Origin of the sequence: Mycoplasma wenyonii str. Massachusetts, from assembly GCF_000277795.1 — a bacterium.
Classification (GTDB): Bacteria; Bacillota_I; Bacilli_A; order Mycoplasmatales; family Mycoplasmoidaceae; genus Eperythrozoon_A; species Eperythrozoon_A wenyonii.
The window spans coordinates 345,426-371,430 of sequence record NC_018149.1 but is presented as its reverse complement, the minus strand read 5'-3'; the positions used below and the strand labels follow the sequence as shown (position 1 = coordinate 371,430).

Annotated in this window: 45 protein-coding genes; 14 read left to right on the top strand and 31 right to left on the bottom strand. The window is 34.6% G+C overall.

Annotation, left to right across the window (positions count from 1 at the left end; translation table 4 throughout):
• Window positions 1–14: 14 nt before the first annotated feature.
• The 8 genes from WEN_RS01985 to WEN_RS01950 form a co-directional block, all read right to left on the bottom strand.
• Entirely contained in the window at window positions 15–617 is a 603-nt protein-coding gene (locus WEN_RS01985) for a hypothetical protein (RefSeq protein WP_014849890.1), read from the bottom strand.
• Window positions 618–667: 50 nt separating this feature from the next.
• On the bottom strand, window positions 668–1,234 hold the full coding sequence (locus tag WEN_RS01980; protein WP_014849889.1) for a hypothetical protein: 567 nt from the start codon (window positions 1,232–1,234) through the stop codon (window positions 668–670).
• Window positions 1,235–1,285: 51 nt separating this feature from the next.
• Window positions 1,286–1,936 carry a hypothetical protein gene (locus WEN_RS01975; protein ID WP_014849888.1) on the bottom strand — a complete coding sequence of 217 codons (651 nt, stop codon included), beginning with the start codon at window positions 1,934–1,936 and terminating at the stop codon, window positions 1,286–1,288.
• A gap of 29 nt (window positions 1,937–1,965) precedes the next feature.
• Complete coding sequence (locus WEN_RS01970) at window positions 1,966–2,595, bottom strand: hypothetical protein (protein ID WP_014849887.1); 630 nt, start codon at window positions 2,593–2,595, stop codon at window positions 1,966–1,968.
• Between the two features lie 62 nt (window positions 2,596–2,657).
• On the bottom strand, window positions 2,658–4,163 hold the full coding sequence (locus WEN_RS01965) for an MIP family Ig-specific serine endopeptidase (protein ID WP_014849886.1): 1,506 nt from the start codon (window positions 4,161–4,163) through the stop codon (window positions 2,658–2,660).
• A 119-nt stretch (window positions 4,164–4,282) separates the two neighbouring features.
• Entirely contained in the window at window positions 4,283–5,317 is a 1,035-nt protein-coding gene (locus WEN_RS01960) for a hypothetical protein (RefSeq protein WP_014849885.1), read from the bottom strand.
• A gap of 70 nt (window positions 5,318–5,387) precedes the next feature.
• On the bottom strand, window positions 5,388–6,314 hold the full coding sequence (locus WEN_RS01955) for a hypothetical protein (protein ID WP_014849884.1): 927 nt from the start codon (window positions 6,312–6,314) through the stop codon (window positions 5,388–5,390).
• Window positions 6,260–6,511: a hypothetical protein gene (locus WEN_RS01950; protein WP_014849883.1), complete on the bottom strand. Its 252-nt coding sequence runs from the start codon at window positions 6,509–6,511 to the stop codon at window positions 6,260–6,262. Before WEN_RS01950 ends, WEN_RS01955 begins: the two co-directional genes overlap by 55 nt.
• A gap of 93 nt (window positions 6,512–6,604) precedes the next feature.
• Here WEN_RS01950 and WEN_RS01945 point away from each other — a divergent pair, with 93 nt between their 5' ends.
• The 11 genes from WEN_RS01945 (at window position 6,605) to WEN_RS01895 (ending at window position 11,860) form a co-directional block, all read left to right on the top strand.
• A complete protein-coding gene (locus WEN_RS01945) occupies window positions 6,605–7,183 on the top strand; it encodes a hypothetical protein (protein ID WP_014849882.1) in 579 nt (192 codons plus the stop codon).
• A gap of 69 nt (window positions 7,184–7,252) precedes the next feature.
• The gene (locus tag WEN_RS01940) at window positions 7,253–7,594 is read left to right on the top strand and encodes a hypothetical protein (RefSeq protein ID WP_014849881.1); all 342 of its coding nucleotides are present in this window, start codon (window positions 7,253–7,255) and stop codon (window positions 7,592–7,594) included.
• A 56-nt stretch (window positions 7,595–7,650) separates the two neighbouring features.
• Window positions 7,651–7,854, top strand: a complete 204-nt coding sequence (locus tag WEN_RS01935) for a hypothetical protein (RefSeq protein ID WP_014849880.1) — start codon at window positions 7,651–7,653, stop codon at window positions 7,852–7,854.
• 92 nt (window positions 7,855–7,946) lie between these two features.
• Window positions 7,947–8,240, top strand: coding sequence for a hypothetical protein (locus WEN_RS01930; protein ID WP_043911336.1), 294 nt, complete (start codon window positions 7,947–7,949; stop codon window positions 8,238–8,240).
• On the top strand, window positions 8,209–8,523 hold the full coding sequence (locus tag WEN_RS01925; protein ID WP_043911334.1) for a hypothetical protein: 315 nt from the start codon (window positions 8,209–8,211) through the stop codon (window positions 8,521–8,523). The genes WEN_RS01930 and WEN_RS01925 overlap by 32 nt, the downstream gene beginning before the upstream one ends.
• Before the next feature lie 67 nt (window positions 8,524–8,590).
• Complete coding sequence (locus tag WEN_RS01920) at window positions 8,591–9,235, top strand: hypothetical protein (RefSeq protein WP_014849878.1); 645 nt, start codon at window positions 8,591–8,593, stop codon at window positions 9,233–9,235.
• A gap of 40 nt (window positions 9,236–9,275) precedes the next feature.
• Window positions 9,276–9,857, top strand: a complete 582-nt coding sequence (locus tag WEN_RS01915) for a hypothetical protein (RefSeq protein WP_014849877.1) — start codon at window positions 9,276–9,278, stop codon at window positions 9,855–9,857.
• Between the two features lie 74 nt (window positions 9,858–9,931).
• On the top strand, window positions 9,932–10,243 hold the full coding sequence (locus WEN_RS01910; protein ID WP_014849876.1) for a hypothetical protein: 312 nt from the start codon (window positions 9,932–9,934) through the stop codon (window positions 10,241–10,243).
• A gap of 113 nt (window positions 10,244–10,356) precedes the next feature.
• The gene (locus WEN_RS01905; protein ID WP_043911331.1) at window positions 10,357–10,584 is read left to right on the top strand and encodes a hypothetical protein; all 228 of its coding nucleotides are present in this window, start codon (window positions 10,357–10,359) and stop codon (window positions 10,582–10,584) included.
• A gap of 30 nt (window positions 10,585–10,614) precedes the next feature.
• On the top strand, window positions 10,615–11,145 hold the full coding sequence (locus WEN_RS01900; protein WP_238530686.1) for a hypothetical protein: 531 nt from the start codon (window positions 10,615–10,617) through the stop codon (window positions 11,143–11,145).
• Between the two features lie 43 nt (window positions 11,146–11,188).
• Entirely contained in the window at window positions 11,189–11,860 is a 672-nt protein-coding gene (locus tag WEN_RS01895; RefSeq protein WP_148267996.1) for a hypothetical protein, read from the top strand.
• Window positions 11,861–11,878: 18 nt separating this feature from the next.
• Here the strand turns inward: WEN_RS01895 and WEN_RS01890 are convergent, their stop codons facing one another.
• Window positions 11,879–12,583, bottom strand: a complete 705-nt coding sequence (locus WEN_RS01890) for a hypothetical protein (RefSeq protein WP_014849872.1) — start codon at window positions 12,581–12,583, stop codon at window positions 11,879–11,881.
• A gap of 89 nt (window positions 12,584–12,672) precedes the next feature.
• Here WEN_RS01890 and WEN_RS01885 point away from each other — a divergent pair, with 89 nt between their 5' ends.
• Together WEN_RS01885 and WEN_RS01880 are read left to right on the top strand one after the other, a co-directional pair.
• On the top strand, window positions 12,673–13,224 hold the full coding sequence (locus WEN_RS01885) for a hypothetical protein (protein WP_014849871.1): 552 nt from the start codon (window positions 12,673–12,675) through the stop codon (window positions 13,222–13,224).
• Window positions 13,225–13,794, top strand: coding sequence for a hypothetical protein (locus WEN_RS01880; RefSeq protein WP_014849870.1), 570 nt, complete (start codon window positions 13,225–13,227; stop codon window positions 13,792–13,794).
• Window positions 13,795–13,804: 10 nt separating this feature from the next.
• Here the strand turns inward: WEN_RS01880 and WEN_RS01875 are convergent, their stop codons facing one another.
• Both WEN_RS01875 and WEN_RS01870 read right to left on the bottom strand, forming a co-directional pair.
• Window positions 13,805–14,197 (bottom strand): hypothetical protein, encoded by a 393-nt coding sequence (locus WEN_RS01875; protein WP_158308823.1) that lies wholly within the window; start codon window positions 14,195–14,197, stop codon window positions 13,805–13,807.
• A gap of 474 nt (window positions 14,198–14,671) precedes the next feature.
• Entirely contained in the window at window positions 14,672–15,280 is a 609-nt protein-coding gene (locus WEN_RS01870) for a hypothetical protein (protein ID WP_014849868.1), read from the bottom strand.
• A 300-nt stretch (window positions 15,281–15,580) separates the two neighbouring features.
• Between WEN_RS01870 and WEN_RS01865 the strand changes: the two genes are divergently transcribed.
• Window positions 15,581–15,838 carry a hypothetical protein gene (locus WEN_RS01865; RefSeq protein ID WP_158308822.1) on the top strand — a complete coding sequence of 86 codons (258 nt, stop codon included), beginning with the start codon at window positions 15,581–15,583 and terminating at the stop codon, window positions 15,836–15,838.
• 17 nt (window positions 15,839–15,855) lie between these two features.
• Here the strand turns inward: WEN_RS01865 and WEN_RS01860 are convergent, their stop codons facing one another.
• The 20 genes from WEN_RS01860 to rplP all read right to left on the bottom strand — a co-directional run bounded on the left by WEN_RS01860 (window position 15,856) and on the right by rplP (window position 26,000).
• Window positions 15,856–16,875, bottom strand: a complete 1,020-nt coding sequence (locus WEN_RS01860; protein WP_014849866.1) for a DNA-directed RNA polymerase subunit alpha — start codon at window positions 16,873–16,875, stop codon at window positions 15,856–15,858.
• Window positions 16,876–16,883: 8 nt separating this feature from the next.
• On the bottom strand, window positions 16,884–17,276 hold the full coding sequence (rpsK, locus tag WEN_RS01855; RefSeq protein WP_014849865.1) for a 30S ribosomal protein S11: 393 nt from the start codon (window positions 17,274–17,276) through the stop codon (window positions 16,884–16,886).
• Between the two features lie 2 nt (window positions 17,277–17,278).
• Entirely contained in the window at window positions 17,279–17,764 is a 486-nt protein-coding gene (rpsM, locus tag WEN_RS01850; RefSeq protein ID WP_014849864.1) for a 30S ribosomal protein S13, read from the bottom strand.
• A gap of 2 nt (window positions 17,765–17,766) precedes the next feature.
• Window positions 17,767–17,880, bottom strand: a complete 114-nt coding sequence (gene rpmJ, locus WEN_RS01845; protein WP_014849863.1) for a 50S ribosomal protein L36 — start codon at window positions 17,878–17,880, stop codon at window positions 17,767–17,769.
• Between the two features lie 4 nt (window positions 17,881–17,884).
• Window positions 17,885–18,127, bottom strand: a complete 243-nt coding sequence (locus WEN_RS01840; protein ID WP_014849862.1) for a translation initiation factor IF-1 — start codon at window positions 18,125–18,127, stop codon at window positions 17,885–17,887.
• A complete protein-coding gene (locus WEN_RS01835) occupies window positions 18,127–19,017 on the bottom strand; it encodes a M24 family metallopeptidase (protein ID WP_014849861.1) in 891 nt (296 codons plus the stop codon). The genes WEN_RS01840 and WEN_RS01835 overlap by 1 nt, the downstream gene beginning before the upstream one ends.
• Window positions 19,017–19,694: a nucleoside monophosphate kinase gene (locus WEN_RS01830; RefSeq protein WP_014849860.1), complete on the bottom strand. Its 678-nt coding sequence runs from the start codon at window positions 19,692–19,694 to the stop codon at window positions 19,017–19,019. The genes WEN_RS01835 and WEN_RS01830 overlap by 1 nt, the downstream gene beginning before the upstream one ends.
• A 10-nt stretch (window positions 19,695–19,704) precedes the next feature.
• Window positions 19,705–21,105, bottom strand: a complete 1,401-nt coding sequence (secY, locus tag WEN_RS01825; protein WP_014849859.1) for a preprotein translocase subunit SecY — start codon at window positions 21,103–21,105, stop codon at window positions 19,705–19,707.
• Between the two features lie 79 nt (window positions 21,106–21,184).
• Window positions 21,185–21,655: a 50S ribosomal protein L15 gene (rplO, locus tag WEN_RS01820; RefSeq protein WP_014849858.1), complete on the bottom strand. Its 471-nt coding sequence runs from the start codon at window positions 21,653–21,655 to the stop codon at window positions 21,185–21,187.
• A gap of 1 nt (window position 21,656) precedes the next feature.
• Window positions 21,657–22,322, bottom strand: coding sequence for a 30S ribosomal protein S5 (rpsE, locus tag WEN_RS01815; protein ID WP_014849857.1), 666 nt, complete (start codon window positions 22,320–22,322; stop codon window positions 21,657–21,659).
• A 1-nt stretch (window position 22,323) separates the two neighbouring features.
• Window positions 22,324–22,680, bottom strand: coding sequence for a 50S ribosomal protein L18 (locus tag WEN_RS01810; RefSeq protein ID WP_043911326.1), 357 nt, complete (start codon window positions 22,678–22,680; stop codon window positions 22,324–22,326).
• Window positions 22,681–22,688: 8 nt separating this feature from the next.
• Window positions 22,689–23,054, bottom strand: a complete 366-nt coding sequence (locus WEN_RS01805) for a 50S ribosomal protein L6 (RefSeq protein ID WP_014849855.1) — start codon at window positions 23,052–23,054, stop codon at window positions 22,689–22,691.
• Between the two features lie 198 nt (window positions 23,055–23,252).
• Window positions 23,253–23,645: an uS8 family ribosomal protein gene (locus WEN_RS01800; RefSeq protein ID WP_014849854.1), complete on the bottom strand. Its 393-nt coding sequence runs from the start codon at window positions 23,643–23,645 to the stop codon at window positions 23,253–23,255.
• Window positions 23,639–23,824 carry a type Z 30S ribosomal protein S14 gene (locus tag WEN_RS01795; protein ID WP_014849853.1) on the bottom strand — a complete coding sequence of 62 codons (186 nt, stop codon included), beginning with the start codon at window positions 23,822–23,824 and terminating at the stop codon, window positions 23,639–23,641. Before WEN_RS01795 ends, WEN_RS01800 begins: the two co-directional genes overlap by 7 nt.
• On the bottom strand, window positions 23,824–24,378 hold the full coding sequence (rplE, locus tag WEN_RS01790) for a 50S ribosomal protein L5 (RefSeq protein ID WP_014849852.1): 555 nt from the start codon (window positions 24,376–24,378) through the stop codon (window positions 23,824–23,826). The genes WEN_RS01795 and rplE overlap by 1 nt, the downstream gene beginning before the upstream one ends.
• A 2-nt stretch (window positions 24,379–24,380) precedes the next feature.
• Window positions 24,381–24,680 carry a KOW motif-containing protein gene (locus WEN_RS01785; RefSeq protein ID WP_043911322.1) on the bottom strand — a complete coding sequence of 100 codons (300 nt, stop codon included), beginning with the start codon at window positions 24,678–24,680 and terminating at the stop codon, window positions 24,381–24,383.
• A gap of 1 nt (window position 24,681) precedes the next feature.
• The gene (rplN, locus tag WEN_RS01780) at window positions 24,682–25,050 is read right to left on the bottom strand and encodes a 50S ribosomal protein L14 (protein WP_014849850.1); all 369 of its coding nucleotides are present in this window, start codon (window positions 25,048–25,050) and stop codon (window positions 24,682–24,684) included.
• A 4-nt stretch (window positions 25,051–25,054) separates the two neighbouring features.
• Window positions 25,055–25,321: a 30S ribosomal protein S17 gene (rpsQ, locus tag WEN_RS01775; protein WP_014849849.1), complete on the bottom strand. Its 267-nt coding sequence runs from the start codon at window positions 25,319–25,321 to the stop codon at window positions 25,055–25,057.
• Complete coding sequence (rpmC, locus tag WEN_RS01770) at window positions 25,321–25,587, bottom strand: 50S ribosomal protein L29 (RefSeq protein WP_014849848.1); 267 nt, start codon at window positions 25,585–25,587, stop codon at window positions 25,321–25,323. The genes rpsQ and rpmC overlap by 1 nt, the downstream gene beginning before the upstream one ends.
• Window positions 25,587–26,000 (bottom strand): 50S ribosomal protein L16, encoded by a 414-nt coding sequence (rplP, locus tag WEN_RS01765; protein WP_014849847.1) that lies wholly within the window; start codon window positions 25,998–26,000, stop codon window positions 25,587–25,589. The genes rpmC and rplP overlap by 1 nt, the downstream gene beginning before the upstream one ends.
• Between the last annotated feature and the right edge of the window lie 5 nt (window positions 26,001–26,005).

Below are 26,005 nucleotides of genomic sequence, written 5' to 3'. Positions count from 1 at the left end.
AGCTATCTATTAACTTAAAAGGCTGTATAGGTAACTTTTGGTTGAAATCCTTTGATTCATTGAATTTTGTTGTTTGGTTGTTTGATACTAATTTCACAATCTGCACTGCTGAAGCTTTCTTTGCATTTTCCTTCAAGAGTTAAATGAATATCTTTCAAGAAAACATATTCTGAATCTCTAAAACTTGATGAAGTTGAAATAAATTCAATTTTCTCTGCATCGCACTTTGCCATTCCCCAACGATCATCTGAACCGCTTTTATAGGGATACATAAGTTGCACTTTTTTATTTCCTTCCCCTGAATATCGAAGTTTTAGTTTCTCTCAGATATCTTTTCTTAAGGCTTCCTCTTTACCCTTTTTCTCTAGAGCCTTTAAAGAAACTTTCTTACTATCTTGAGAAACAGTTGCCCCCCCCTCAATAACCAAGTAAATATTTAAAGGATTTTTACTTTCATATATACAGTTCTTAAAAATTGGTTGTGAGAAGTCTGCTCTTTCATATCATTTGGTTTTGTAATTTGATCTAGTAGCTCCAATATGCATTAAAGGAGATGTTGAGCCTAATACACCCACAATCCCAGTTAAGGGAATAGAAATTAACTTAACTGCTACCACTCTAAATCTCTAATTTTTTTTGAGTATAGGGGAAGTGTGATTCTTAAAAACTATTCCTCAAATAATTTACTTTCTTGTGTATTTTGTAGTTTTCAGGTCAATTCATGTCCTGTATTCTTCAAACAAACAAATTTTTTATTTTCTCTATTATTTCCCTTAGTTTCTATAGATGATCCAAAATTGCATATCATTCCCCGTTTATCATGTTCTGTCAATTTATTTGGTTGAACATCACCGACATTATTAATCTTTCTTCTTCCGTAACCTCATCAAGTTTCTGTTTTTACTAAAAAGAAACCAACTGATCGATTATTAGGATCTTTTTCTAGGCTTAAAGCTTTTTCTCAAGAACCTCCGTTATAGAAGTAATAGTGAATTTTATTGTTAGTTTGTTGTTCCCCTTCTTTCTTTAAGCAAAGAAATAACAAATGCTTTTTGTCATCGTTAGAGAGGAAAGTTTGACAAGAATCAAATCCATAAGACTTTTTAAATTCTTCAAATTTTTCTTTAGTTAGTTCAATGGATCAGGGGGGGGCAATATAAAAGACAGCTGGAGTGATAGCAGTTGCTCCCGCAACACCGCCAATAGCTATTTTGGCTATTAATGTTGCAGTCATTTCTGGAAAAAACTAATAATTAGGAATTATATACAGTTTATTTTTTTAACTCTATCTAAAGGCAGTATAGGTAATTTTCGGCTCCTTTCCGTCAATTCACTTTAATTTATTTTCCGAGTCGATATTAATTCCACATACTATACTGCTGAAATTTTTTTGACATTTCTCTTTGGAAAGAGAAAATGTAACTTGACTTGCGAGAAGAGGCACTCCCGAACCAAAACCTGTTCTTTGTGATTCTGGAAGAGGTTGAATCTTGTTGTGAACGGCAGAACAATTTGCTTTTCTATTTTGTTCTCAACTTCCGCTCATAAATGGATACATGAAATCAACTTCTCGATCACTTTTGTATCCAATGTGTCATTTATCTAATCCTTGTGTCCCGACTTTTTTGCCATCCTTTCACACCACTTCCCCCGAACCTTTCTTTCAAGATCCATTTGTTTTTTCTACTCTAAAAGATATTTTTGGTCCGGAATTGCCTCCCCCTTCATTAGAAGTTTCCAAGAAAACTGTGTAATGTGTATTTTCATCACTCACCTTGCAATCTTTTAATATTGGTTCTTGCAACTCTTCTGTTTGTGGATATCACTTATTTATTCAGTTGTTTTTTGTTGCTCCAATATGCATTAAAGGGGAAGTAGAACCTAATACTGTTGCTGTACCAGCCACTGATAAAGCAATGGTTTTTGCAATAATCATTACTTCTGGCTCTTAGTTATTCTGAAATTTTAGAAAGCGGTATAGATAACTTTCGGTTCAGTTCCTTCTTTTCACTTTAACTTGTCAGATGGAGTGATATTAACAGAACATTCAACATATCCAAAAGAACTTTGACATGATTGTTCGTCAGTCATAGTTAACTTGAGTGAACTTAATTCAATAGTGTTATTAAATCCTTGAGTAGATTCAATAACTCCTCCGTTTTCGCAAGTAGCTTGAAATTTACGTACTTGATCTCCATACTTGTAACCACTCGGATCTGGATACATAAAAAGAATTTGTGTTTTAGTTCTTGGTTGAAGACCTCAGTCTTTTAAGCTATTTTCGGCTTCTCTTCCCCTCCATACAACTTTTCCTTTATTTTTCTCTCATTTTCCAGAAGTCTCTTCTACTCTAAAAGAGATTTCAGAGCTATCAGCATTTGTTTCACCTTTCTTAGGATTCAATTCCAAAAGCACAGTGTAGTATTTTCCATCACTAGATTTGCAATCTTGCAAAACAGGAGATGAAGAGCTTAAATAACTTTTTCAACTAGTTTTGAAAGTAGAGGAAGTACTTCCAATATATATCAAAGGTGACATTACACCTACTGACCCAAGACCAACTACAGGAATAGCAAATACCTTAAGAAGAACCATTAACTTAGATTTTGTTTCACTTATTTATCTGACTTTTGAGCCATTAAGAAGAAAACTCTTCTTTAACTTCCTTTTAATCAAACTTGCTTTACTGTGTGCTTGTTGTCGTTAGTGATGTGTTCTCAATGTCTTGCATTTAGTCAAGTGTTTCTATTTTTATTTAATACATAAGTTTCTACTTGAGACTTGTAAGAGCTAATTTGACCATCAACACCTTTGATTAAGTCATAAGCGGGAGAGAGAAGAGTACCTTTTTCTCCTTTGTTAATTCGATCACTTCTTAAAGGAGTAATGAAGGAGTGTTTTCCTCCTGACTCAGAAGCTTCTCTTACGCTCTTAACTCCCAACATATTTCCATCCTTGTCAGTGTACATACTTCCAGAAGAACCTGGAGAAAGGTTTTGTCATTTGTGTTCTCTAACCATATAGAAATGACCTACTCTTGTCTTAGTCTTTCCAGCTCACTTCTTTTCTCCTCTACTGATTCTCTTGGCATCTAGGAAACCAAAGGTTCTTTGTTCTCCCGCGTCATAATACCAGTTGTATCTATCTCCAGCTAGCTTCGCAGCTTCCAGAGCTTCTTCGTTGAAGTTATCGTGATGTGCAAACTTTTCTTTTTTACCCATATAACTACCTGGATATCCAAGGTTATATAGGTTTTCATCGTAATTCTTTAAGTCTTCTAGAGAATATCTGCTTTCTAGAGGCTTAGCAAATACATTAATAGCATCTGTGCTGTCTACTTTGTATTTATCTGCAAAGCCATCAGTAACTTGTCTTGCGTAATCTTCATCTTTAAATTCAATTTCTAGTATTGCAAAGTCTCTATAGTTTTCTTTCTTTACTCCTACACTTTCATCTTCTTTTAGGAAGTTAGTTGCAACATAGAACAATCTAGGTTCTAATATCTTTTCGTTAAAGTACATACCCTTATCAAGACCCATTTTTGGTCCAAGATTAGATTTTGAAAGACTTAAGTCAAAGTAGCCATATCGGTTAGCTGGTTCACAAGTTGCATCATCTCAAAGTGAAAGATGTTCATATCTGTTTCTTCAATATGCATATCTAAGTCTTCTATTTCTTGCTACAGAAGTATTCATTTCTTGGTGATATGGATTATCAGAGAACTTCAAGTTTTTAATAACGTGTGCGTTTGTAGCTATATATCAAACAGTTGGATATTTCTTATTTCCCTCAGGTAGTTGATAATCTAGTATTCATCCAGTACCAGCGCCACAAGGAGAGAAGATTCTAAAGGTATATTCATGAATCTTGTCTAGAGCTTGCTTTGCCTCTGCCTTAATTCTTTCTCTATTAGTTTCTTTTTCTCTTAATTGCTCTTGAACTGGATGATGACTTTGTTGTAATGCTCAAACTGTTTCTTGCAGTTGAGGAACTTCTTCTGTATAAGAAACATTATCCACATCTAAAGCAGAGTTGTATTGTGCTTCACTATTTGCTACTCCAGATCCTTTTATGTGATGTGAATTGTTGATACTATATCCAACAACACCACCAATCCCTACAACAACAGGTAACCCTCACTTTACAAAAACGTTTAATGCCATAGGTCCCTAACTAAAAACCTGTTTTTAACCAAGTTTATTGTTTTTCCAAATTATGAAATCTAATATTGAAACACAATTCTTTCCTAGAGTGGTTATAGAAAACAAAAATTAAAAGTTATCTATCTATTTAATTGAGAAATGAACTTTGGTCTATTATCTCCACTTCACTTAATTTGAATATCCTTTCCATCCCCTATTCCCTCATCACTTATAACAACTTCTTCGAACTTAATTGATATCGCCTCTGTTACCTTTTCTTTTAGCTTTGATTGAAAGAAGTCTCACTTCTTGTGCGTTGTTCCACTTGAAGATGCATGTTTAGCCACTTCTTCAACATTCTTATAATCTTCAAATTTAGTTCCTAAGCCAAATCAATCTAAAACAACTCACTTATTTCCTCCCAACTCAATAAGTGCTCAATGTTCTCATACTATCTTTCCTCAATTTTTGGTTTTTTCGCAAGTCTTTTTTCCATTCACTTCTTCCAATAAAACCTTCTTTTTCTTTTTCTCCAAACTAACCTCTGCATCATTTCCCTTCTTTAATAATTGACTGTTTTCTGCATCTTTCCACTGAGCGTTATTGCTGCGTTCACCAGCCTCAACATTATTAATTCCTTTGAAGTTTCCGAAATCATCGTCTGTTTTTCTCAAGGCAGAAACAAAATTGATTGAATTTTCTGTTTTTAGAACTAATAAATGTAATTTGTCTTTAAGTGGTGTTTTTCAAGATTCTCGTTTTTCAAGTTGTAACATTTTCTTGCCATTTCCGCCCCCTACACTTTCATCGCCTTTTTTAGTTACTCCGAAACCAACCTTGATTAATTCAAATGGGTTACGGAATGAAAGACCTTTTGGTAATCCTTTATGTTTCTTGGTAAGCTCTTTTTTTAATTGAAGTTTGTATATGTCATTACTTTCATCATCTCCAAAATTGTCTGGTCAACACCACTTTTTTATTTCAGCATCTTGGTATTTTCATTTACGACCAGATAACTCTTTTGATCCTTCTGAATTAGTTAATTCAATTGTTCAATTTACTTCCCTTTCTTCTTCTGAAATAAAAGATTTACTTCCGTAATAAAGAATTGGACAAGAACTAGCTCCAACAATTGCAAGTAATTGACTTAAAAACTTTATGCCCCCCCCGAGCAATTAGTTACTTATAAGAGTTTTGAAATGATTAGGAGAATTTTATTTGGGTAAAGTGCTCTTGTTAATGTAACTATCTAACTATTTCTGAGTTTCAGGGGATATCAAATCTAATACTGAATGGTAATTTAATACCTTCTTCAGTAATAAACTTTCCATTCTTAATTACAGTCTTAGATGGATCTCAAATTCAATAATTTCTATTGGAAGAAAGAGGGATATCTACAACTTTGAGACAATCTGTTCTTTTCTGACACATAACACCTTTCTTTTGCCCTTCAAGAATATTTCCATAAGTTTCATGCTTCTTTCTTCATTCATAATTTAGAGATTTTTCATTAAAGAATAGGTCGTGAACCACAAAGAAACCTTTTGCTGTGCCCTCTAATGAAGTTCAAACTTTCTTTTTGTTTCCCGTTTGGCTTTGATATAAATATCCTGTTCTAGATCACCTCGCTGCTCCTTTCGTGTTACTCTTTTTCTCATTTCGTGAGCCCCATATAATTCCTAAACTCCCTTTTGCTTGTGAAAGTCCAATAATAGATACATCTCTTTTTCCATCTTTGCTCTTTAATCTTGTTTTGATAAATCCTGGTGCTTTATTGCTTTCAGCATCTCCTTCATAGCTCTTAAATATTACTTTGTCGCAGTAACCATTTTGGATTGCTCCAGCTTTTTCTTCAAGTCCACATCTTTTCTTAATCCCGTTGTGTCCATATTGAATTAAGCTAACTAATCCAGTAACTTCTACCTCTCCAGTTTTTCTATTACTACCTATAAGAAGAAATTTCTTTGGCGTTAATCCTTTTCTTTCCTTATTGGTAGTATCTTCAATAACTGATTTGTTCCCTATCCTTTCTACTAAAGTTAATGTTCCTTCGTTTTTTCCCCTTACTCTCTTGGTGGTATTGTCTCCCTTATAGAAATTGTTATCTGCTACTCTAGCTATATAACCATAAGAGTATTTGGTGTTATAGTCTTGAAAGCCCCCCCCAGTCAAGTGGAGTTAAAGGTTGGGGTCACTAATCCTTTTTCTCTATCCATACCATTAACTGTTGAAGTTAATTCTTTTTCCCAAACTCTTCCATTAATGCTTTCTCCTGTTCCGAAAAAGGATAAAAGACCCCCTAAGCCCCCAGTAAAAACTAATTTCTTTCCAATCTGACTTGAACCCTTAAGTAAAGCTAATGCAGTCAACTTATACCAATATTTCCAAGAATTTTAGAACCCTTTAACCTCTTAGTTCAAAAATAAAATCAACTTAATTTTTGAACATACAGTCATTAGTTAATGCCCTGAAAACTTGCACATGCAATTAAGTTAATTCCTATATTAATTACTGGTACCTTTACTGTTTCTCCTTCTTTTCTTCCACCCCCCCCCGCTCAAGATATAGGTTGATTACTTTCTGAGAGAAAATGTTTTATTGCAGCTCGAGACGATGGTAAGACAAAACAACTATTAGCTTGTCGTACCTATCCAACAGGTAAATCTCTTTATTTCTATTTCTACGATTCAGGAGATGAAGGAAGAAGAAAAGGACAAGCAATACCTGTTAAACATTTGAAGTTAACTGCTGAAGAGTCATCTGGAGATGACAAAAATATTCATTTGGACTTTCTTTGAGGGGAACAAACTACATTCAAAGCTAAATTTATTTTTCACGAAAATTGAGAAGAGGATGAAGGAATAAAAGGCAGGGGATTAGATCTAACTTCTTTATGTGAAAAGGCAGGGGTCTTGAGTTATAGAAAAAGGGGTGAGGAGAAAAAATCATGATTACGTTGTGTTTATGGGGGAGGTGAAAAAGAATTTTGAATATATGAGGAATATAAGTTGTCTTCTTCTGGATCTGAAGTAGCTAAATAGTATATAGAAATCAAGTAAGTATTAGTAGCCAAAAATAAAATCAACTTAATTTTTTAGCTTTTAATAATCATGCCCTCTAAGGCAGGACACTTGGTTAAGTTAATTCCTGTTGCTATTGGAGGAACATATGCTTCATCTCCTGGTCTTTTACCTACTCCCCCTAAGGATATGGAAATGCTATTAGAAGAAAGGGAATGTTACATAGTAACTACTGTAAGAAATGAAACAACTAAAAGTCTTGACTATTTACTAGCTTGTCGGATTAAAGAATTTGATCAATCTCTTGATTTCTTCTTTTACTCTCCCCCCTCTACTGTTAAAAAAAGCACATCTAAAGGTACAGCGATACCTGTTAGATATCTCAATGACCTGGGGGGGGCGAAAGAAGCTCGGAAAAAAGCTTTAACTTAAGTTTCAACTATTTCGGGAATTCTGAGATAAAAACAAACTCTTTTAATACCGTTTGAATGGATGGTACTCAAAAAGAGTGATACTTAGTTAATTTCTGTGAAAAAGTTGAAATTGTAGAGTTACAGGCTTACGGCAGTGGTAAAAAACCTAAATTATTAAAGTGCGAATGAAGAAGTAATGGCAAAAGCGGGAAAGATTATTGAAAAGAATTTGATTCGAAAACAACACTTTATGAAGCCCCCCCCAAGCCAAGTAACTAATTAAGAAAGAAAGAAAGAAATATCAGATAGTTTTAGAAATTATTGATACTCACGAACTATCAAAAATAAAATCTTTTTAACTTTTAAGACAAATGCCTTCTAAGGTAGGTCATGTGGTTAGATTAGTTCCTGTATTGATTGGTGGAACATATGCCTCATCTAATGCTTTGTTGCCAGCTCAACCAAAAAATATAAAAGCATTACTAGCAGAGAGAAAGTGCTATGTTGCTGCAAAAGATACAAATGATAAAAAATATCTGCTTGCTTGTCGCACTCACCCAGTAGGTAAAACCCTTGATTTCTTTTACTTTGATTCCTCTAGAAGAGTGGCTGTTCCCGTGAAACACTTGAAAATTGCTTCCGGGGGGGGGCGAAGACAAGGGTAAAAAACTTAACCTAGACTTTACCTGAGGTAATAGTTCTTCATTTGAAACGAAACCATTTGTTTTCAATACTCCCATTTTTGACTTTGAGTTAGGGGAAAGTCAAGCGAAAAACTTATATCTGATGAATTTATGTAAAGAAGTTGAGGATGGAGTATTTTCAGATATCCCGGGCTCCAAGAAGATTTTGAAATGTGTGTGAGAGGGAAAAGGAGAGGAGTTATGGGAAGATTATTGAGTAGAGGCGGAAGAAAGTAAAATTTCTCCACCCCCCTCCGCCGGCTAAGCCAAGTAGCTAAACAGAAAAAATAAAATCTTCTTAATTTTTCTTACTGGCAATAATTAAGTAATTAATGCCTTCTAAACTAGGGCACTTAGTTAAATTGGTTCCTGTTGCTATTGGAGGGACTTATTCTGCTTACCCTTCTTTTTTACCAACTGAACCTAAAGATATAAAAAGTCTGTTTGAAGAAAGAAAGTGCTATGTTGTTGCTCACTCTGAGAAAAGCAGTGGAAGTGGCAGTACAGAAGGAGAAAAATATTTATTAGCTTGTCGTACTTATCCGGTTGGCAAAACACTGGATTTCTTTTACTTTGATACATCGAGCAAAAGCAAAATAGCTATCCCTGTGAAATACTTAAAGCTTGGTAATAATGATGACTCTGGGGGGGGGCAAGAAAAGGGCAAAAAACTTGACCTAGACTTTATCTGAGGCAATAGTACTTCATTTGAAGCGAAACCATTTGTTTTCAATACTCCCGTTTTTGACTTTGAATTGAGGGGGAATCAAGAAACAGGCTTATATCTAATAAATTTGTGTAAAGAAACTGAGATTGGAACATTTTTGAATGTCACCAACTCTAAGCAAATTTTGAAGTGTATGTGAAATGGAAATGATGGTAAGGAATGAGGTGATTTTTGAAAGGAAGCTGAAAAAAAAAATTATTACTTCTGCCTCTTCCAAGTCCAAATAATTAAAGTAACAAGGAGAAAATAAAATCTTTTTAGCTTTCTTGCCGATACTAATTAAGTAATTAATGCCTTCTAAGCTAGGGCACTTAGTTAAATTGGTTCCTGTTGCTATTGGTGGGACTTATTCAGCATATCCTTCTTTTTTACCGACACAACCTAAAGATATAAAGGGATTACTTAACGAGAGAAAGTGTTACATTGTGACTCAATCTAAAAAAGAAACTGGAGGTAGTTCTTCAAATAAAGCCAAATATCTTTTCGCTTGTACAACTGATCCGGTTGGTAAAACATTGGATTTCTTTTATTTCGATTCTTCTAGAAGAGTAGCTGTTCCTGTGAAACACCTGAAAGAGTCTCGTTCGGGGGGGGGCAATGAAGAAAAACAAATTAACTTAGGTTTTACTTGAGGTGGAAGTACCTCTTTACAAATTCTTAATATTCCATTATTTGAGATAAATGGTGTATCGACGAAAGACTTATATCTAACAGATTTGTGTAAGGGAACTGAAATTCAAGTTCTTGCTGAAAGAGCAGAAATCTTAAAGTGTACAGGGGTCGGGGAGGATGGGCAAAGTAAAGAATATTATTGAAAAAGGGGGATTGGCAAGAAACAGAAACAAAATAAAAAACTGTTTAAGGGGGAGTAGGGAGATTTAAAAGAAGGATTAAAAAGAGAGAATCACAAATAAAATTCTCTTAATTTTTTTTGTTAGCTAATTAAATGCCCTTTAAGGCGGGACATTTATTTAAATTGGTTCCTGTTACTATTGGTGGCACATACGTAACTTATCCATCTTTTCTTCCAACTATGCCAAAGCATATAGAAGGATTGTTATCTGAAAGAAATTGTTTTATTGTTCAAAAAGGCTCTGATAACAATTATTTATTAGCTTGTGTTACAAAAATTGGAAAAACCTTTGACTTCTTTTTTCATAATCCCTCCTCCTCACATTCAATTCCTGTGAAATACTTAAAACTTGGTAGTAGTAGTGATTCGGGGGGGGCACAAACCAAGACAAAAAACTTAACCTAGATTTTGTTTGAGGTAACAATTCTTCTTTAAGTTTTCCTTCTTATCTTTTTGAAAACCACTCTTGACTTAAAGATAGAGTTGGTGTGTCATCTTATAGTCCGAAAGACTGAAATGTGTCGACTTTTTGTGACAAATATGAAATAACAAAATTCAAATTAGGAGGTCTTACGCCGTCTTCGGGACCTGAAGTCTCTGAAGATTCTGAAAACCCTAAGAACTTTAAATATTTATTGCATTGCACTTGGAAAAAAGAAAATAATAGTGAAGAAGTCAGTGAATATTGACAACAATTGGCAAGTCCGCCTCTTGCCTCCCCCCCCGCAACAAGTAATAAAAAATAATCCCTCAAACAGAGTCTAGAAAAATAAGGAATGTTACATAAATTGATGATGATTGGGAGTGTGGCTTCTCTTGGACCTTGAGGTGGAAGCATCGCTTACTTTATTGGCCCCCCCCTCTGGATTAGGAATATTGCTCAATTAAAAGCAACAAGGGATTGCTATGTTGCTCTTGATGCCAGAGTTACTAACAATAAGTTACTTGCTTGTGGGTGAAAATCGGATAATTCAACACTTCATTTTTATTTGTATTCCACTAAACCTAATTCATCAATTTCTCTAGTTAAGACATTAGAAATTAAGCCAACACAAACAAGTTCTGGCGCTGAAGAAAGGGCTTTTTCTGTCAAATTCTTATTTGGTAGTCATGCTGATTTAAAGGTCAATAGATGAACTTTAGTGAGTAATAAATGAGTTGAACAGGAGGGAAAGATTTTTGATCTAACTGGTTTTTGTAAATCTACAAGCCTTTCCTCCTTTTCTGGTAGCGGGACAAAAGCTCTAACTTGTAAATGAGGAGAGTTAGAGGGACAACAAGAAACTTGACAAGCATTTACTCAATAATTTCGTTTTAGGCGCAACAAAACAATTAATCTTTAAATAATCTATGGCAACCATAGCTTATATGCTTTTTGGTAGCACAGCAGCTATGGTACCTACTGTGAGTAGTATGTCCTATTTTGTTGCCCCCCCCTTGGTGCAAAATCTTCACAGAACTCTTTCTAAGGCAACTGCAAATCTAATAAAAGAAGGTCTTCAGTGTTTCAAGGTAATTTCTGGACATAAAGTTGACAAAGAGGCAGAAGTTGAACCTAAAAGGCGTCCTAGCGGAGACACAGCTTTTGTTCTAACTTGTTCTAAAGAAAAGGGGACACAAATCTCAGTAGATGGTTTTGACTTTTACTACTACAACACCAAAGAATTTAGTGATCATATCTTCCCTATTAGTACTGTCAAGATGAGTGTTTATGGAGATGGAGAAATAACTATTAAGTTATTTTGAAAAAACTTTGGTTTTTTCGAAAATAGAGTAACTATAAGGGGAAATAGAGATATAGAAACTCTCCCATGAATTAACAAAGAAGGAGAAGAGGTTCCTTTCGCATCTTTCTTACTAAAAGATAGAAGTGATTCTTTCTGTCAAAGTGTTAAAGTAGAAATCCTGAATTTTAGTGGTCTTGGTGCAAATTATGGTAAAAGAGGAACAATGACTTGCCAATTAAAAGATGATCAGAAAAGTCTTACTTGAGCGTCATTTGACTTTGTAACTGGAAAATAGCGACTTTGCTAGAAAGAATTATCTTTGGTCGGAAGGAATAATTACTATAGGTTTTTCAAAACTATCTGCTCACTTTAATTGTGTTGAAGTGTCTCCTTGAACTTCTATTTTTATTGAATAAACTTCATGGTCCTTGTATTTGTCTTTTAATTGATTATTTACCTCGCCTACATCGTTTGTTAATTTAAAAGTAACTTTGTTTAAATCGAGTTGTCTATATCCATTACCCATCACTCCCGTTTTAGTCAAATCAAAAACTTTATCGTTACACTTAATTGTCATCCCAAAAATTTCAGCATCCTCTCCTACAACATTTTCACCAATCGAAAGATATGATTCTTGTTTTAATGAAAATTCGGATGATTGGTGATGATGATTGTCATCGCTAATTAATGTGTTTTGTAAATCCTTGTCGTGATAGCTTGCGGGAGAAAGAACTTGGTTATCTTTCATTTTTGTAGAATCTCCTTTACCCCATAATTGAAGTTCGATATCTTCCCCTGTAACACTTACTGATTTCTTAGGAGTCAAATAAATTAATAAATCTGATTTAGTTCATTTTTCCTTTTTGTCTGTTGGATCGTTAAAGCAAGAAGATAAATAAAACTTGTTATTAACTGTTATTCTTCATAAATTTTTAGGGTCTCAATTTGGGGCAGAAAAAGAAGCTCAACCTACTATACCGCTAAGACCACCGGTGGCAATGAAAAGAAGTTTTAACATCTAAAAACTCTTAGATTTTAAATTCATCTCCTAGAAATACAAATAAGTAAATAACCAAGTAAAGCTTATTATTTCTCAGGGGACATTTAATGACAAATAAAGGAATAATAACTATAGGTAGTTCTATAGCTTTAGTTCCTTCTATTGGTAGTATAGGTTATTTTGTTATTTCTCCTTTACAACGTACTTTCTCAAAAGATATAGATCAATTAATAAAAGAAAGACGTTGTTTTGAAGTTATCTCAGGAACTATTAAAGATAAACAAGTTAATCACTTCTTACTATCTTGTTTATCTAGAACAAATAACAAAGATCTAGCTTTCTATTACTACCAGAAATCTAGTAAGGTAGCTATACCTATTAGGTCTTTAAGTGTCTCTCGAGAAAAAGAAATTAAAGGTAGAGGTATTACTCTTAATTTCTATTGAAATAATCCTTCTACCATAAGTGTTACTAGACACACAGATGGAATCTCTTGACTTAATAGAGATGGTAGTAACTCATATCTAAAAGATTTCTGTAAGAATACAAATCTAGCATTCTATAGATTTGGATATGGTGATAGTACTACCTTAATTTGTCAATGAGGTGCAGATAAAAATAATCAAAGAGAGTTATGAAGAGAATTTAAGAATTTCTAAATGATTCATAAAGGTCTTGCAGTATTTGGTAGTGCAATAGCTATTGCTCCTTTTCTAGGTAGTGCCGGATACTTCATTATCCCTCCTTTTATGAAAACATTACCAAGACATATATCTCAAGTAAAGAGTGGAAGTGAATGCTTTACTGCACTAACTGGAAAGGATAAAGTTGGCGGGACACCTGAAAAGGATTGAAAAAATAGTTACTTATTAGTTTGTAGAACAAGTAATAGTGATGATCTAAATTTCTATTACTATGTCGTTGATGGCGGTAAAATTGCTACACCTGTGAAGTTAATAAATGTTGAAGGAGGGAGAAATGACAGAGATGTAACTATCAAATTCTTTTGGAAATCTAATTCAACCTTGCAATATTCAACATATTTAGATAGTGTTCAATGAATTAGTAAGGATGGAAAGGATTATGAATTAAAGGATTTTTGTGAAAGGACAGAATTGAAGTCATTAACTTCTTCCACTTATAACACCAGCACACTAGTGTGTCACAGAAAAGCAGAAGGCAGAGAGAAACAAGAAATGTGAGGGCAGTTTACTAACTGAGGAAACTAAAAACTATTTTTTAAGTTTCGGAGTCTGTTAATTCTTCATCAGTTGTAGTTTCTTCTTCGTCTGCATCCTCATCTGAAGATAAACCTATGTTCACTACTTCATAGTTTGCATAACTCTTCTTTCACTCTAGCCAAATTCCAAGAGTAGTTAAGAAAGGAACTAAAGGAGTAGAAGAGAAAGCTAAGTTAGCTAAGAAAAATCTTTCTAATCTCTTATTGATGTGAGTGTTTTTTTGATTTCCTCCTGTTATCACATAATCTGTCTTAAAGAATTTGTAAGCCAACAGATAGTTGACATACACGTAAAACAAAAGTATTATTGTGTAACCGGCAAAAGAAGCTCTTTGTCAACTTTGTTGACTTCTACCCGCTTCAGGTCCAATAAATCCAAAAAATTTTTTCACTCCAGTTTCATCCGGAAATACATGACACATGTATAAAGTGACAGTGATTGTATTTAAGACACACATGAGCGGACTAGCTCATAGAAATCTCTGGTAACCAATAAGTAGGTTTTTGTCCGGTCTATAAAGTCATGTATTTAGAATCTTTCCAACTATTTCTTTGAAAGTGAGCATACTACTTAAATCTCTCTATAGAGGTAATTAAGTTTTTAATTTAGGAAAGATAAAGAGCGAAGGAGAATACTTAACTAAATATATGGTATAGAAACGGGAGGGGGGGTGACAATCCTTTCGAGTTAATTCCTTTTTGTTTCAATAAAAAACTAAGTTACTAATCATTTCTTTATTGTTTTTCTAATTAGTACTTTTTTTATATATAGAACAAGTGATCCGTGTACATCGATATTCCATTAACTAAATACACAGTTTTTTGTAATTCTGAAATTCCAAAAAAACTTAATTTTTTAACTTTTTTTAGAAAGCGTAGTAAGTAACGGTAGGTACAATGACGGTTCCCCAGCTTAAGTCACCTCCAGAACTAAGTTTAATAGAACATTTTTTAGAAAAGATTCAACCTTTACAGTCATCGATTCTTAATTTCATCTCTTCAGCTTTAATATCCTTATTTCCATCTTTCACACCCGAAACAACGAGTCTTCCATTTTTAAACTCACACTTCTGAACCATCAGATCACCTCTCCTACTCACTTCCTTATACTGAATTCTTTCAATTTTTCCCCCTTCCAATTTCAAAGTTCATTCGGATCAAACATCTGTTCCACTTGCATCACCCCCTTTTTTCCAAACTTCCTGTCAACTATTTCCTCTAGTTTTCATCATGGAAACCTTTAAGGTAAGATTGGATCCCATATCTTCTGCATTATTTTTCGCCATCGTAACTGTAACTTGATACTTACCACCACTGTCATCACAAGAAATTATCGGCCCACTATCATCTACTACTTGTCTCCACAGAGTCTCAAAAGAGGATTGGGAGGCTGTCGCATAGACGATGGGCGATATTCCACCGGCCCCACCAACTCCACACAATATACCACTTATTACTCTCATAAAACTATCCATATTAGTTTTTTATTACCCAGATTTAATTTATTTTTTAAAATTTATAACTTTTCCATTTATTAATGACAAACTAAAGCCTTGCAACAAATTTCTCCTTCTTCCTCTCGAGGGCTCTTTTTATATTCACGAAACGGCACGTTTTACGCAAATCTTTATTTCAAAAAACTCCGGGCCGATAATTTCTTGCGTGAAGGGATCTAAGAACGAATACAGAGTTGAAGTCATTAGAACAGCGAGAGAAGAGTAGAACATGGGATCCTATCTTACCTTAAAGTGTCTAAGAGAGAAGAGCCTTTATGGGTGAAGGAGAATGAAAAAAACAAATGAAAAGATGTGAAATTTGATATTGAGGAACAAAATATAAATCGGGTTAAGTATGTGGAAGTGAGCGGAGGTGGGACTTATGTGGTGAATAACTGTAAATTTGATGAAATCAATATAAGAGACAGAGGGCTAAGTGATAAAAATGGAGAGCATAAAGCAGAAGAAATAAAACTCGAAACTATAGTTTGTAAAGGTTGAATCTTTTCTAAAAAATTACTTAAAGCTCTTAACTAATTCCTACTTCTAACTCTTTACTTATCTTCTTTGAACTTAAATCCAGCTTCTTTCACCTTTGTTTGAACTTCTATTAAAGCTTTCTTACCTATATTTCTTAGTTCTGATAGTTGATCAACACTAAGAGAGATTAACTCAGAAATAGTATTAATTCCTCCATTCTTCAAGATGTTGTAGGTTCTTTGAGAGAACTCTAGACTTTCAATTGGCGAAGAAGAAATTGAAACTGATTTACCTTGAGCTGAAGAGCTTGCAACTTGTTGTACAGGCTTTCCATCAAGTTCATCTATCTTAAATAGCTTCACAGGTTCTTGAGCTATCTTCTCAAACATACTTACTAGTATCTTTGAAGAGTACCAAATTGCATCAAGAGCCTTAATAGAACCATTAGTTGAAACACTTAACTTCAACTTGTCACTTAAACCATATTTGGTATTCTTTTCTTCCATTACCTTTCAATCTACTAGTAATACTGGAGAGAACAGAGTATCAATAGGAATTAAGGAAAGAGTATTCAATAACTCTCTATTTTCACTAGCACTTCTATATCCTCTGTCTACAGTACAGAAGAGATCCAACTCAAAGTTAGTTCCTTCTTCTGTAATTTCACAAAGCTTTAACTCTGGGTTTACTACCTCAATCCCAGCAAAGCATTCAATATCTCTTGCATAAACTGGTCCTACCTTACTCTTTCTAACTTTCAAGTAAGGTCACTTTTCAATTGGAGAGCTCTTTAGTTCTTCAAAGTCTATGATGTTTTCATCTACTCTTAATACCAACTTCTTTACAGCAATGATTAGTTGAGTAGCATCTTCTGCTACTCCAGTAATAGCTGAGAACTCATGAGGTAAAGAGGCTATCTTAATTGCAAATACTGCAGGAGAAGGAATAGAGCTTAATAGAACTCTTCTTAAGGTATTTCCAATAGTATGTCCTAATCCTCTCTCTAGTGGATAAAAAGTAACAGTTGCTGAACACTCACTTGAATTAACTACTTCTGACTCTATTTGAAAAGAAGTAAATCTACTAAGACTCATCTAACTAACTATCTTGGTTTCTTACTAGGAGTGCAACCTCCATGTGGTAAAGGAGTCTTATCAGCTAATTCAGTAATCTCAAATCCTAATCCAATAATAGATCTTAAAGCTATTTCCTTTCCTCTCCCAATTCCCTTTAAGTGTATTGCCAAAGTATTTACTCCCAGTTCTTTTGCCTCCTTTCCTATTTTAGTAGCCACTAAGTTTGCTACATAAGGTGTTGCTTTCTTAGTGCCTTTATATCCTATAGTTCCTGCACTTTCTTGCAGTAATACATTCCCATCTAAATCTGAAAAAGAGATAATGGTGTTATTAATAGAGGTATGTATGTGCATAATACCACTAGAAATATTTAGCTTCTTTTTCTTAGATTTAGTCTTTGACTTATCTTTAACAGCCATTCCTATTTCTTACCTTCTATCTTCTTATTAGCCACAGTCTTTCTTGGTCCCTTTCTAGTTCTACTATTAGTTTTTGTTCTTTGACCATGAACAGGTAAATTTCTTCTATGTCTTAGCCCAACATAAGAAGCTATCTCTTTTAAGTTAGTGATATCATCTCCCACTTTCTTTCTTAAATCCCCTTCTAGTAAGAGTCTCTCTCTTAGCAATAGTTCACTAGAGTTTTCATCTCTAGTAGACTGTAACTTTAGTATTGCCTGAGAAAGAGAAGCTATTTCCTCTGCAGATAGCTTATATACTCTTTTTCTCTTAGTTTCTTCAAATAAATTTCTCTCAGAGTCAGTCAACTTAGATAGTGGAACTATCTTATTCAGACTTCAGAACTGAATAATCTTCTCAGAGGTAGTAATACCTATTCCATAGATTCTTGTAAGAGCAATAAATAACTCTTTCTTATCTGGCAGTACTACCCCTAGTATTCTAGCCACAACTAACCTTGTCTCTGCTTGTGCTTAGCTATCTTACAAATAACTCTTATTCTGTTTTTTCTCCTAATCACCTTACAGTGTTCACAAATCTTCTTAACAGATGCTCTTACCTTCAATCTCTTATCCCGTTACTGGCTGTGTCTTCTTAATTCTCTCTATTATCTTACCTTTGTTTAAGTCATATAGATTCATCTCTACTATCACTCTATCTCCCTCCAAGAAGTAAGAGCTATATCTCTTTAGTCTCTTAGCTAAGTGACACTCAACTATCTTCTTATTCACTAACTCTACCTTTACATGTTCTGCAGTAACCATCTTAACTATCTTTCCCTCTAAAGAGAACTTCTCTTCCTCTTGAGTCATTAAGTTTTCTTAACTAATTCTCAAGCCTCTTTCATCTCTTGTAGCTCTCAAATACTAGCAGTTAATACCTCTACATCTTTCTCTCTAATCAATATGGTGTGTTCATAGTGTATAGTTAATCCTCCTTTGTTCTTTATATACACTCCAAACTCATCATCTCCTAATACTCAAGAGCCATTCTCTTGTTCTATGATCATAGGCTCTATACAAATAGTTGAGTGAAGGGGTAATACCTCCCCTTCATCTTTAGTTAGTCCAAAGTTATGTATGCGTGGATGTTCATGTAACTCATATCCAATACCATGTCCAGTGAACTTATCTAAGAATTTGTATTTCTTAGGAAAGTACTTATTAAAGAAAGTTTCCATTCTCTCTGTAATACTTCCAGAGAGTTCATCTTCCTTTAACTCTCTTATTGACTCGTAAAACAAAGCCATAGTTAGTTGATGAAGATATCTATATTCAGCTATCTTTCTCTCTTTTTTTTCAAACTCTTCTGGATCTCCCCCTTCTTCTTGGATTGGATCAAAGTACAAATTAAAAGCTCCATCTATATTTAGTCCTTGGAAGGTAAATCCTAAGTCAATAGTTAACTTATCTCCCCCAGAGATAAATACTCCTTTATTGGCGGGACCGTGAACCACACACTCATTAAGAGATAAACAAACTACTGAAGGGAATTCGTGGTATTGATTAAAAGACTCTTTCACTCCATATCTCTTTAATTGCTCTTTAGCAATTTCTTCTACTCTAGTTAACTCCATCCCTATCTTTACTTGATCTCTTAAGTGGTCTCTAATAGCTTGTCAAATTAATCCTCCAAGTCTCATATTCTTAATCTCTTCAGCTGTCTTAGTATTGACCTTCTTACCGCTTAAATTGAGCTTCATTAAAGTGAGAGTTTTTCTTTAAAGGAGTTATATAGCTCTTCTATTTTTAAGCTGCTATCTATCACAAAGGTCTTATTTCCCCTAGAGCAAAAATACTCTCAAACTGGATTAGTTAAAGATTCATGTTGTAATAATCTCTTCTTAACTAACTCAATAGAAGCATCATCCTCTCTTCTTATTAGCCTAGAACCATCTTTGGGGCATATCATATTCTCTGGTAATCCCATTGAAGTATTAAAGATATGTTCTTCTGCTTCACAGAGATATCTCTTACTCAATCTAGCTCAAATATCATCTGCAGTTAATCCCTCCATCTTAACTACTAATAGTTCTTGTTCTTTAGCTCACTCTATTAATCTCTCTGCTTGTCCTATAGTTCTTGGATAACCATCTAAGGAGATAAATAGTTTCTCTTCTTTAGAGCTTTCACGGATCCTATTTAACTCTTCTATTACATATTTATTAACTAACTCATCTCCTAGATATTTACCTTGATGAACTCCTTGTAGCGCTTCTGTCTCTTTACCTTCTTCTGCTTTCTTCGCAAATAAAGCTCTTAGTATCTTTCCTGCACACAGTATATGGAAGTTATTTCTTTCAGCTAGCAGTGCAGAAAGAGTTCCCTTACCAGAGCCCGGTGGAGCAAGAAAAACAACTAAACAAACTTCTCTTCTCACCTTATTGAATTTATCAAAGTAAGTAAGGAGAATGTTCTCTCTCTGGATTGTGTAGTCTTGCTTCCAAAGAGCTTAGCTCATGTTCTTGTTCTGCTTTGTACTTTGAGATAATTCTTGAAGAAGTTAGCTCTTCATAGAGATTTAAGGCTGTAGAGACTAGTAAGAGAATACCTGTTCCTCCGAATGCAACCTGAGAGGGCATTCCAGTTCAGATATTTAGTAAGTTAGGCATAATAGTTACTAGTCCTAGGAAGGGAGCTCCAAGTCAGTTGATCTTATTCAAAACCATTCTTAGATAGTTGTGAGTTTCTTGACCTATCATCACTCCAGGTATAAACTGTGAAGACTTCTGAAAGGATCTACACATCTCATCTGTATTGAATTGAACTTGACAATACAAGAAAGAGAACAAAACAATTAACCCAAAGTAAATCATTAATCCTGTAGGGCTACTAAAGGAGATATAGTCCTGAATAAAAGCATTAAAGCTGGGTGAAGCAGACTTAGTTAGTTCTGCAATACCTACAGGAAAGATCATCATAGAACCTGCAAACACAACAGGCATAATACCTACAGGCATAATCTTGATAGGAAGATAGCCTAACTTTCTCTTATCAAGAATTAATCCAGCTCCTGTTTGTTGTATAGGTAGTTTTCTAGTAGAGCCATTAATGAAAACCATTAATGCAATGACCATTACATAAAAGAAGAGATAGATTATGAACTTAAAGACATTAACTAGTGACTTAACACTTCCAGCCCCTCCCTCCAAAGTAGCTAGATAGTTATAGGAAGCATAGAAGTTTTCAGGAATAGAGGAGATAATCCCTGAAACAATAAGTAAGGAAATTCCATTTCCTAATCCCTTCTTAGAGATGAGATCTGAAAGGAATAGAGCTATATAAGTTCCTGAAACAAAGAACAAAACCATCAAAGCTCTTTGAAAGGTATGTAATTGACTAAAAGGTACAAATGGTGAATTTCCCATATTCCCCATTGGGTTATCAACCTTTTGTAGAGTGGGATCTTTAGCTTCAGGAGTTCATAAGTGAATAAAGCTAACTCCTTCATTATTCAGTAGATAGAGAGTTCCAATAGAGGTAATAACAGCAAAGGGTAAAGTTAAAAGTCTGGTATAGAGCTCTATCTTTGCTCTTCCTAACTCACCTGCTTTTCTTAACTCTGTTAATTTCTTAACTAAGTCATTGGACATTATCTGAATAATGATCTGAGCAGTAATGTAGGGTGAGATCCCTACAGAGAAGATACTTGCTCTCTTAAATCCCCCTCCCCCAAATAAGTTAAGTAATTGGGCTAATCCAGAAAAAGAAGTAGATCTATTGGGATTAATAAGTGGTGCTGTTATGTGAGAACCTACTTGGAATAGAAATAGAATTGCACAAGTAGCCAAAAGAGAGATAATAGTCCCTCTGTTTTTGGTAAAAAAGGAATGGGCCGGGAAAAGCCCCATTCCTAAAGAGTGTTTTAAATTAGCACTCTACTAATTGACCTTTCTCTAAGGTAATTAAGGTACTTCCACTTTGATTAGCTCACTCTATAACTCCCTTAGAAAAAGAGTGTGCAGAGATCTTTATACCTGTAAGAGAGCAACTATTTCCAATTATCTTTACATTTGTGTCTCTAGCCTTAAGCAGTCTTAACTTTCTCATCTGCACAAAGTCAAACTCTTTTGTCTCAGGGAAAAATTCAAATCTCTTAAGAGAGATAGTCTTTACCTCTTCTCTAAAAGCTCTGTGATTGAAACCATATTTACCTATCTTTCTGAAGAGAGGCATTTGACCTCCTTCAAAACCTAATCTAACAGTACCTGACTTTCTTGCATTTTGACCCTTTGTTCCCCTAGTAGATCTTCCTCCAATCCCGCTTCCAAAACCTCTCCCTACTCTTTTTCTTCTTTGACCTCTAGAGCCTGGAGTGTAGTGAAGATTAGAGAGTTCCATCTTATTGAGCTACTAGTTCTTCTCCTTCTGCAAACTCCTCAAGTACCTTAGGAGGTAGTCTGAATAATTCTTCAAAAGTCTTATCTCTTAACTTAGCTACTAATCTAGGGGATCTTTGAGAGAGTAAAGCATTCATAGTAGCTCTCAACATATTAATTGGATTATTAGCTCCTAGATTCTTAGAGTATAGGTCTTTGTAACCAGCTAACAACAATAGCTTTTTAATAGAACCTCCTGCTATTATTCCAGTACCTTCCTTTGCTGGTTTTAGTAATACCTTAGAGGCATTGTGTTTTCCTAAGAATTCATGGTAGATAGTTCCTCTACTATTCATAGGTACTTGCACAGCAGTCTTAATAGCCTTTCTAGCTGCTTTACTAAAAGCAACTGAATATTCCTTAGACTTTCCTATAGCAAATCCAACCTTGCCTCTTTTATTTCCTGCAGCTACTAGCACTCAAACTCTACTTTGTCTTCCTCCTCTAGTGGTCTTTGAAACTCTTTTTACCTTAATTAATTTCTCTTCGAACTCATTTAAGTAAGAGCTATACTTCTTGTCTTCTTTTTTCTTTGCCTGCTCCTCCGAAGGTTTTGTTTCTGTACTCTTACTGAACTTTCTATATTCGTAATAAAAACCTACTGGTTTTTCATCTGTTGGATAACTCATATTAGATTTGTATTCCTCCTTCTATTAACTTCTCTCTAACTTTAGCTAAAGTTCCAGTGTAAGAGTGATAACCCCTATCTAGACTTAAAGAAGAGATATTCTCTTCTTTCAATCTCTTTAGCAGAGAGTTAGTAATCTTAGTTAGGTTTTCATCTCCTCCTTTCTTTATACCTAGTTGAAGAGAAGAACAAGAGAATAACATCCTACCACTAGCCCAATCTCTAACTAATAGATAGAGATGTAAGTTAGTCTTCTTGACTCTAAGAATGTGTTTTCTCCCATCCTTTGCCCTAGAAGAGACTCGCTTGGCTCTTCGAGCCCTTCTCTTATTTAGTTCTGAAAGACTATCTCTAGAAATGGTGGATTCTATTTCTTAGACTTCTCAGCACTTTTACCTGCCTTTCTCACTACTATATCTCCTTCTATTCTAATTCCCTTTAATTTATAAGGTTCTACTGGTCTTTGTTTTTTTATTAAAGCCGCAAACTCTCCCAATACTTCCTTATTGTGAGACTTAAGAGTTATATCTTTACCACTAGAACTTAATTCCATCTCTATATCTTCAGGTATTCTTAGGTGAATCTCCTTAGAGTAACCTAATGCTAGTGTTAAGGTTTGATCTTTTCTAGTAGCTTTATATCCAGCTCCATCAATAATTAATTTCTTTTGAAAGCCCTTAACTAAACCTATAATTGCTCCTTCTGAAAGAGAATTCAAAGTTCCCTGCATCATATTAGAAAACTTAGAACTATTAGCTCTTTCAAAGGTTAGACAGGAATCTTCTAACTTTACCTTTACAACTAGTGGATCGTAGGGAATAGTTCTTGTTTTATCTCCCTTTGAGAAAACTAAAGCCTCTTCAGTACACTCAAACTTAACCTCAGGGGGGAGATTCAGCTTTCTATTTCCTATTCGAGAAATTGTCCCAGACTATCAAATGTAAGCTAAGATAATTCCTCCTAATCCTTTTTCTCTTGCCTCTTTCTCTCCCATAACCCCTTGAGGAGTAGTAAGAATAACTGTACCTAGTCCAGACATAAGAATAGGTAATTTCTTATGAGAAGAGCTCACTGTTCTACTAGGAACTGTTATCTTCTTAATACCTGCAAAAGCAGACATTCCCTCTTTGTATTTCAGAAAGACAGTACTTCTTCTCTTATTGTTTTCAATACTAGTTACAAAACCTCTTATATAGCCCTCAGCTTCTATAACTCTTAGTATCTCTTCTAGTAACTTAGAGGATCAAAAACTAACTTCTTTTTTCTTAGCTCTCGCTCCTAACTTAAGTTGGTTTAAACCATCAGCTACTAAATCAGTTACCATGAGGCTTTCATAACTCCTGGAATATAACCCCAACTAGCTAGCTCTCTGAAACATAGTCTACAAAGCATATAGTCTCTAAATACAGCTCTAGATCTTCCACATCTACCACATCTAGTGTAGGCTCTAGTACTAAACTTAGGAACCTTTTGTTGTTTAAGTATTAATGCCTTTCTAGCCATTAGTTCTTAGCAAAAGGACAACCTAACTCAGTAAATAAAGCAATAGAAGCTTCTCTATTTCCTGAAGAGCACACTAAGCTAATATTCATCCCTCGTAACTTTTTAACCTTATCATAGTTTAGTTCTGTGAATATTATCTGTTCCTTAATACCTATATTGAGATTTCCCTTGTGATCCACAGACTTTAACTTAATACCCTTAAAGTCTCTTGATCTAGGTAGCGCAACCTTAAATAACTTCTCTACAAAAGATCACATTCTATCATTTCTAAGAGTTAATTTAAGTCCTATTGGTTGTCCCTCTCTTAACTTAAATTCAGCAATAGAGGCTTTTGAAAAGGTAATTAAAGGCTTCTGAGCAGTAATTAACTCTAACTCCTTAGCAGAAGACTCTATAAATTGTTTCTCTTTAGCTCCATCTCCACAACCTACATTAATAACTACCTTTTGTAGTCTGGGTACTTGCATAGGAGAGCTAAACTCAAATTTCTTCATTAAGTTCCCAACTATCTCTTTTTGGTATTTCTCTTTAAGAGGTCAATTTAGATTACCCATCTCTAACTCTTTTCTTCCTTAGTAGATTCTCTAGGCACTCTTTCCTTCTTACCCTCTTTGATAACAAAAGAGACTTTGTATATCTCTTTCTTTTTATCGTTTGTTATTAAAGCAAGATTAGAAAGATGAATCTCTCTTTCTCTTTCGACCATTCCTCTTCCCTTTTGATAACATTGATATTTCCCTACCCCTTCCACTAAAGCTCTCTCTTTACCAAGTAGTATCTCCTTTATCTTTCCCTCTTTACCCTTCAAGGCACCTCTAGTAACTCTTACTTGATCTCCCTTTCTAAGTCTGTTCATACTAGAGTACAAACTCTGCAATAGAAACTAACTTGCTATAACCCTTTTCCTTTAGCTCTCTAGTTAGGGGACCAAATACTCTAGAACCTAGAATAGAACCATCATTCTTTAGTAATACACATGCATTCTCATCAAAGGAGATAGTTGCACCTGACTTTCTTCTAAGCTTTGACTTAGTTCTAACTATTAAAGCCTTAAACATATCTCCCTTCTTTACTCCTGAGAATGTAGATAGTTTCTTAACAGAAACTAATACAACATCTCCTATCTCAGCATATCTTCTTCTACTTCCTCCATATACCTTGATAACACCAACCTCTTTAGCTCCAGTGTTATCAGCTACATTAAGTCTAGATAGAGCTTGAATCATAGTCTTATTTAGCTAGCTTTATCTCTACATCTGAGAGTAAAACTCATCTCTTCAGGGCTGAATAGGCTCTAGAACTAACTATACTCACAGTCTCTCCTAACTTAACAGAGTTGTGTTCATCATGTACATGCATCTTTTTATATCTAATCTTTAGAGTTCCATATTTTGGTACTCTATAGAGTCTTCTTACTCTAACCACTGCTGTTTTTGGTCTAGTGGCCACTACTTGACCAACTAAAACCTTACCTTTAACTATCTTCTTTGTATCCATTATTTATTGGTATTCTTTAGCATCTCCTTCTCCTTAGCTTCCTCTATAGCAATATAGTGAGCTAGGTCTTTGTTGCTGAATTGTTCCTTTCTCTCTGTAAGAATGGTCATTAATTGAGCTATTGTTCTCTTAGTAATTCCTATTAAGCTGGTATTTCTAAGAGCTCCTTGAGATAGTTGGAATCTATACTCAACTAACTTAATTTTCAATTTAAATAGCATCTCCTTTAGCTTTTCAGTTTCTAAAGCTCTTAGTTCTGTAAGCATTATCTAGGAAGTTCCTTGAATATAACCTCTGTTTTTATAGGAAGCTTAGCTCCCGCCTTATAAAAGGTACTGGAAACTGTCTCTCTATCTAATCCCTCTACCTCAAATAAGATAGTTCCTATCTTAACTGTAGCTACATAGTGATCTGGAGCTCCCTTTCCTGAACCCATCCGAACTTCTAGAGGTTTTTTAGTTAAAGAAAGATGTGGAAAGACTCTAATTCACATTTTGCCGGTCTTACCAAGTCTCTTGGAGATAGCAATTCTAGCAGCCTCTAATTGTCTTTCAGTGATTCAAGCTCCTTCTAGGGCTCTTAATCCAGCAGAACCAAATGAAAGATATTTATTTCCCTTAGCTTTTCCTTCGTAGCTTACTTTATGTGGCTTTCTCCACTTAGTTTTCTTTGGGTGCATAGTCT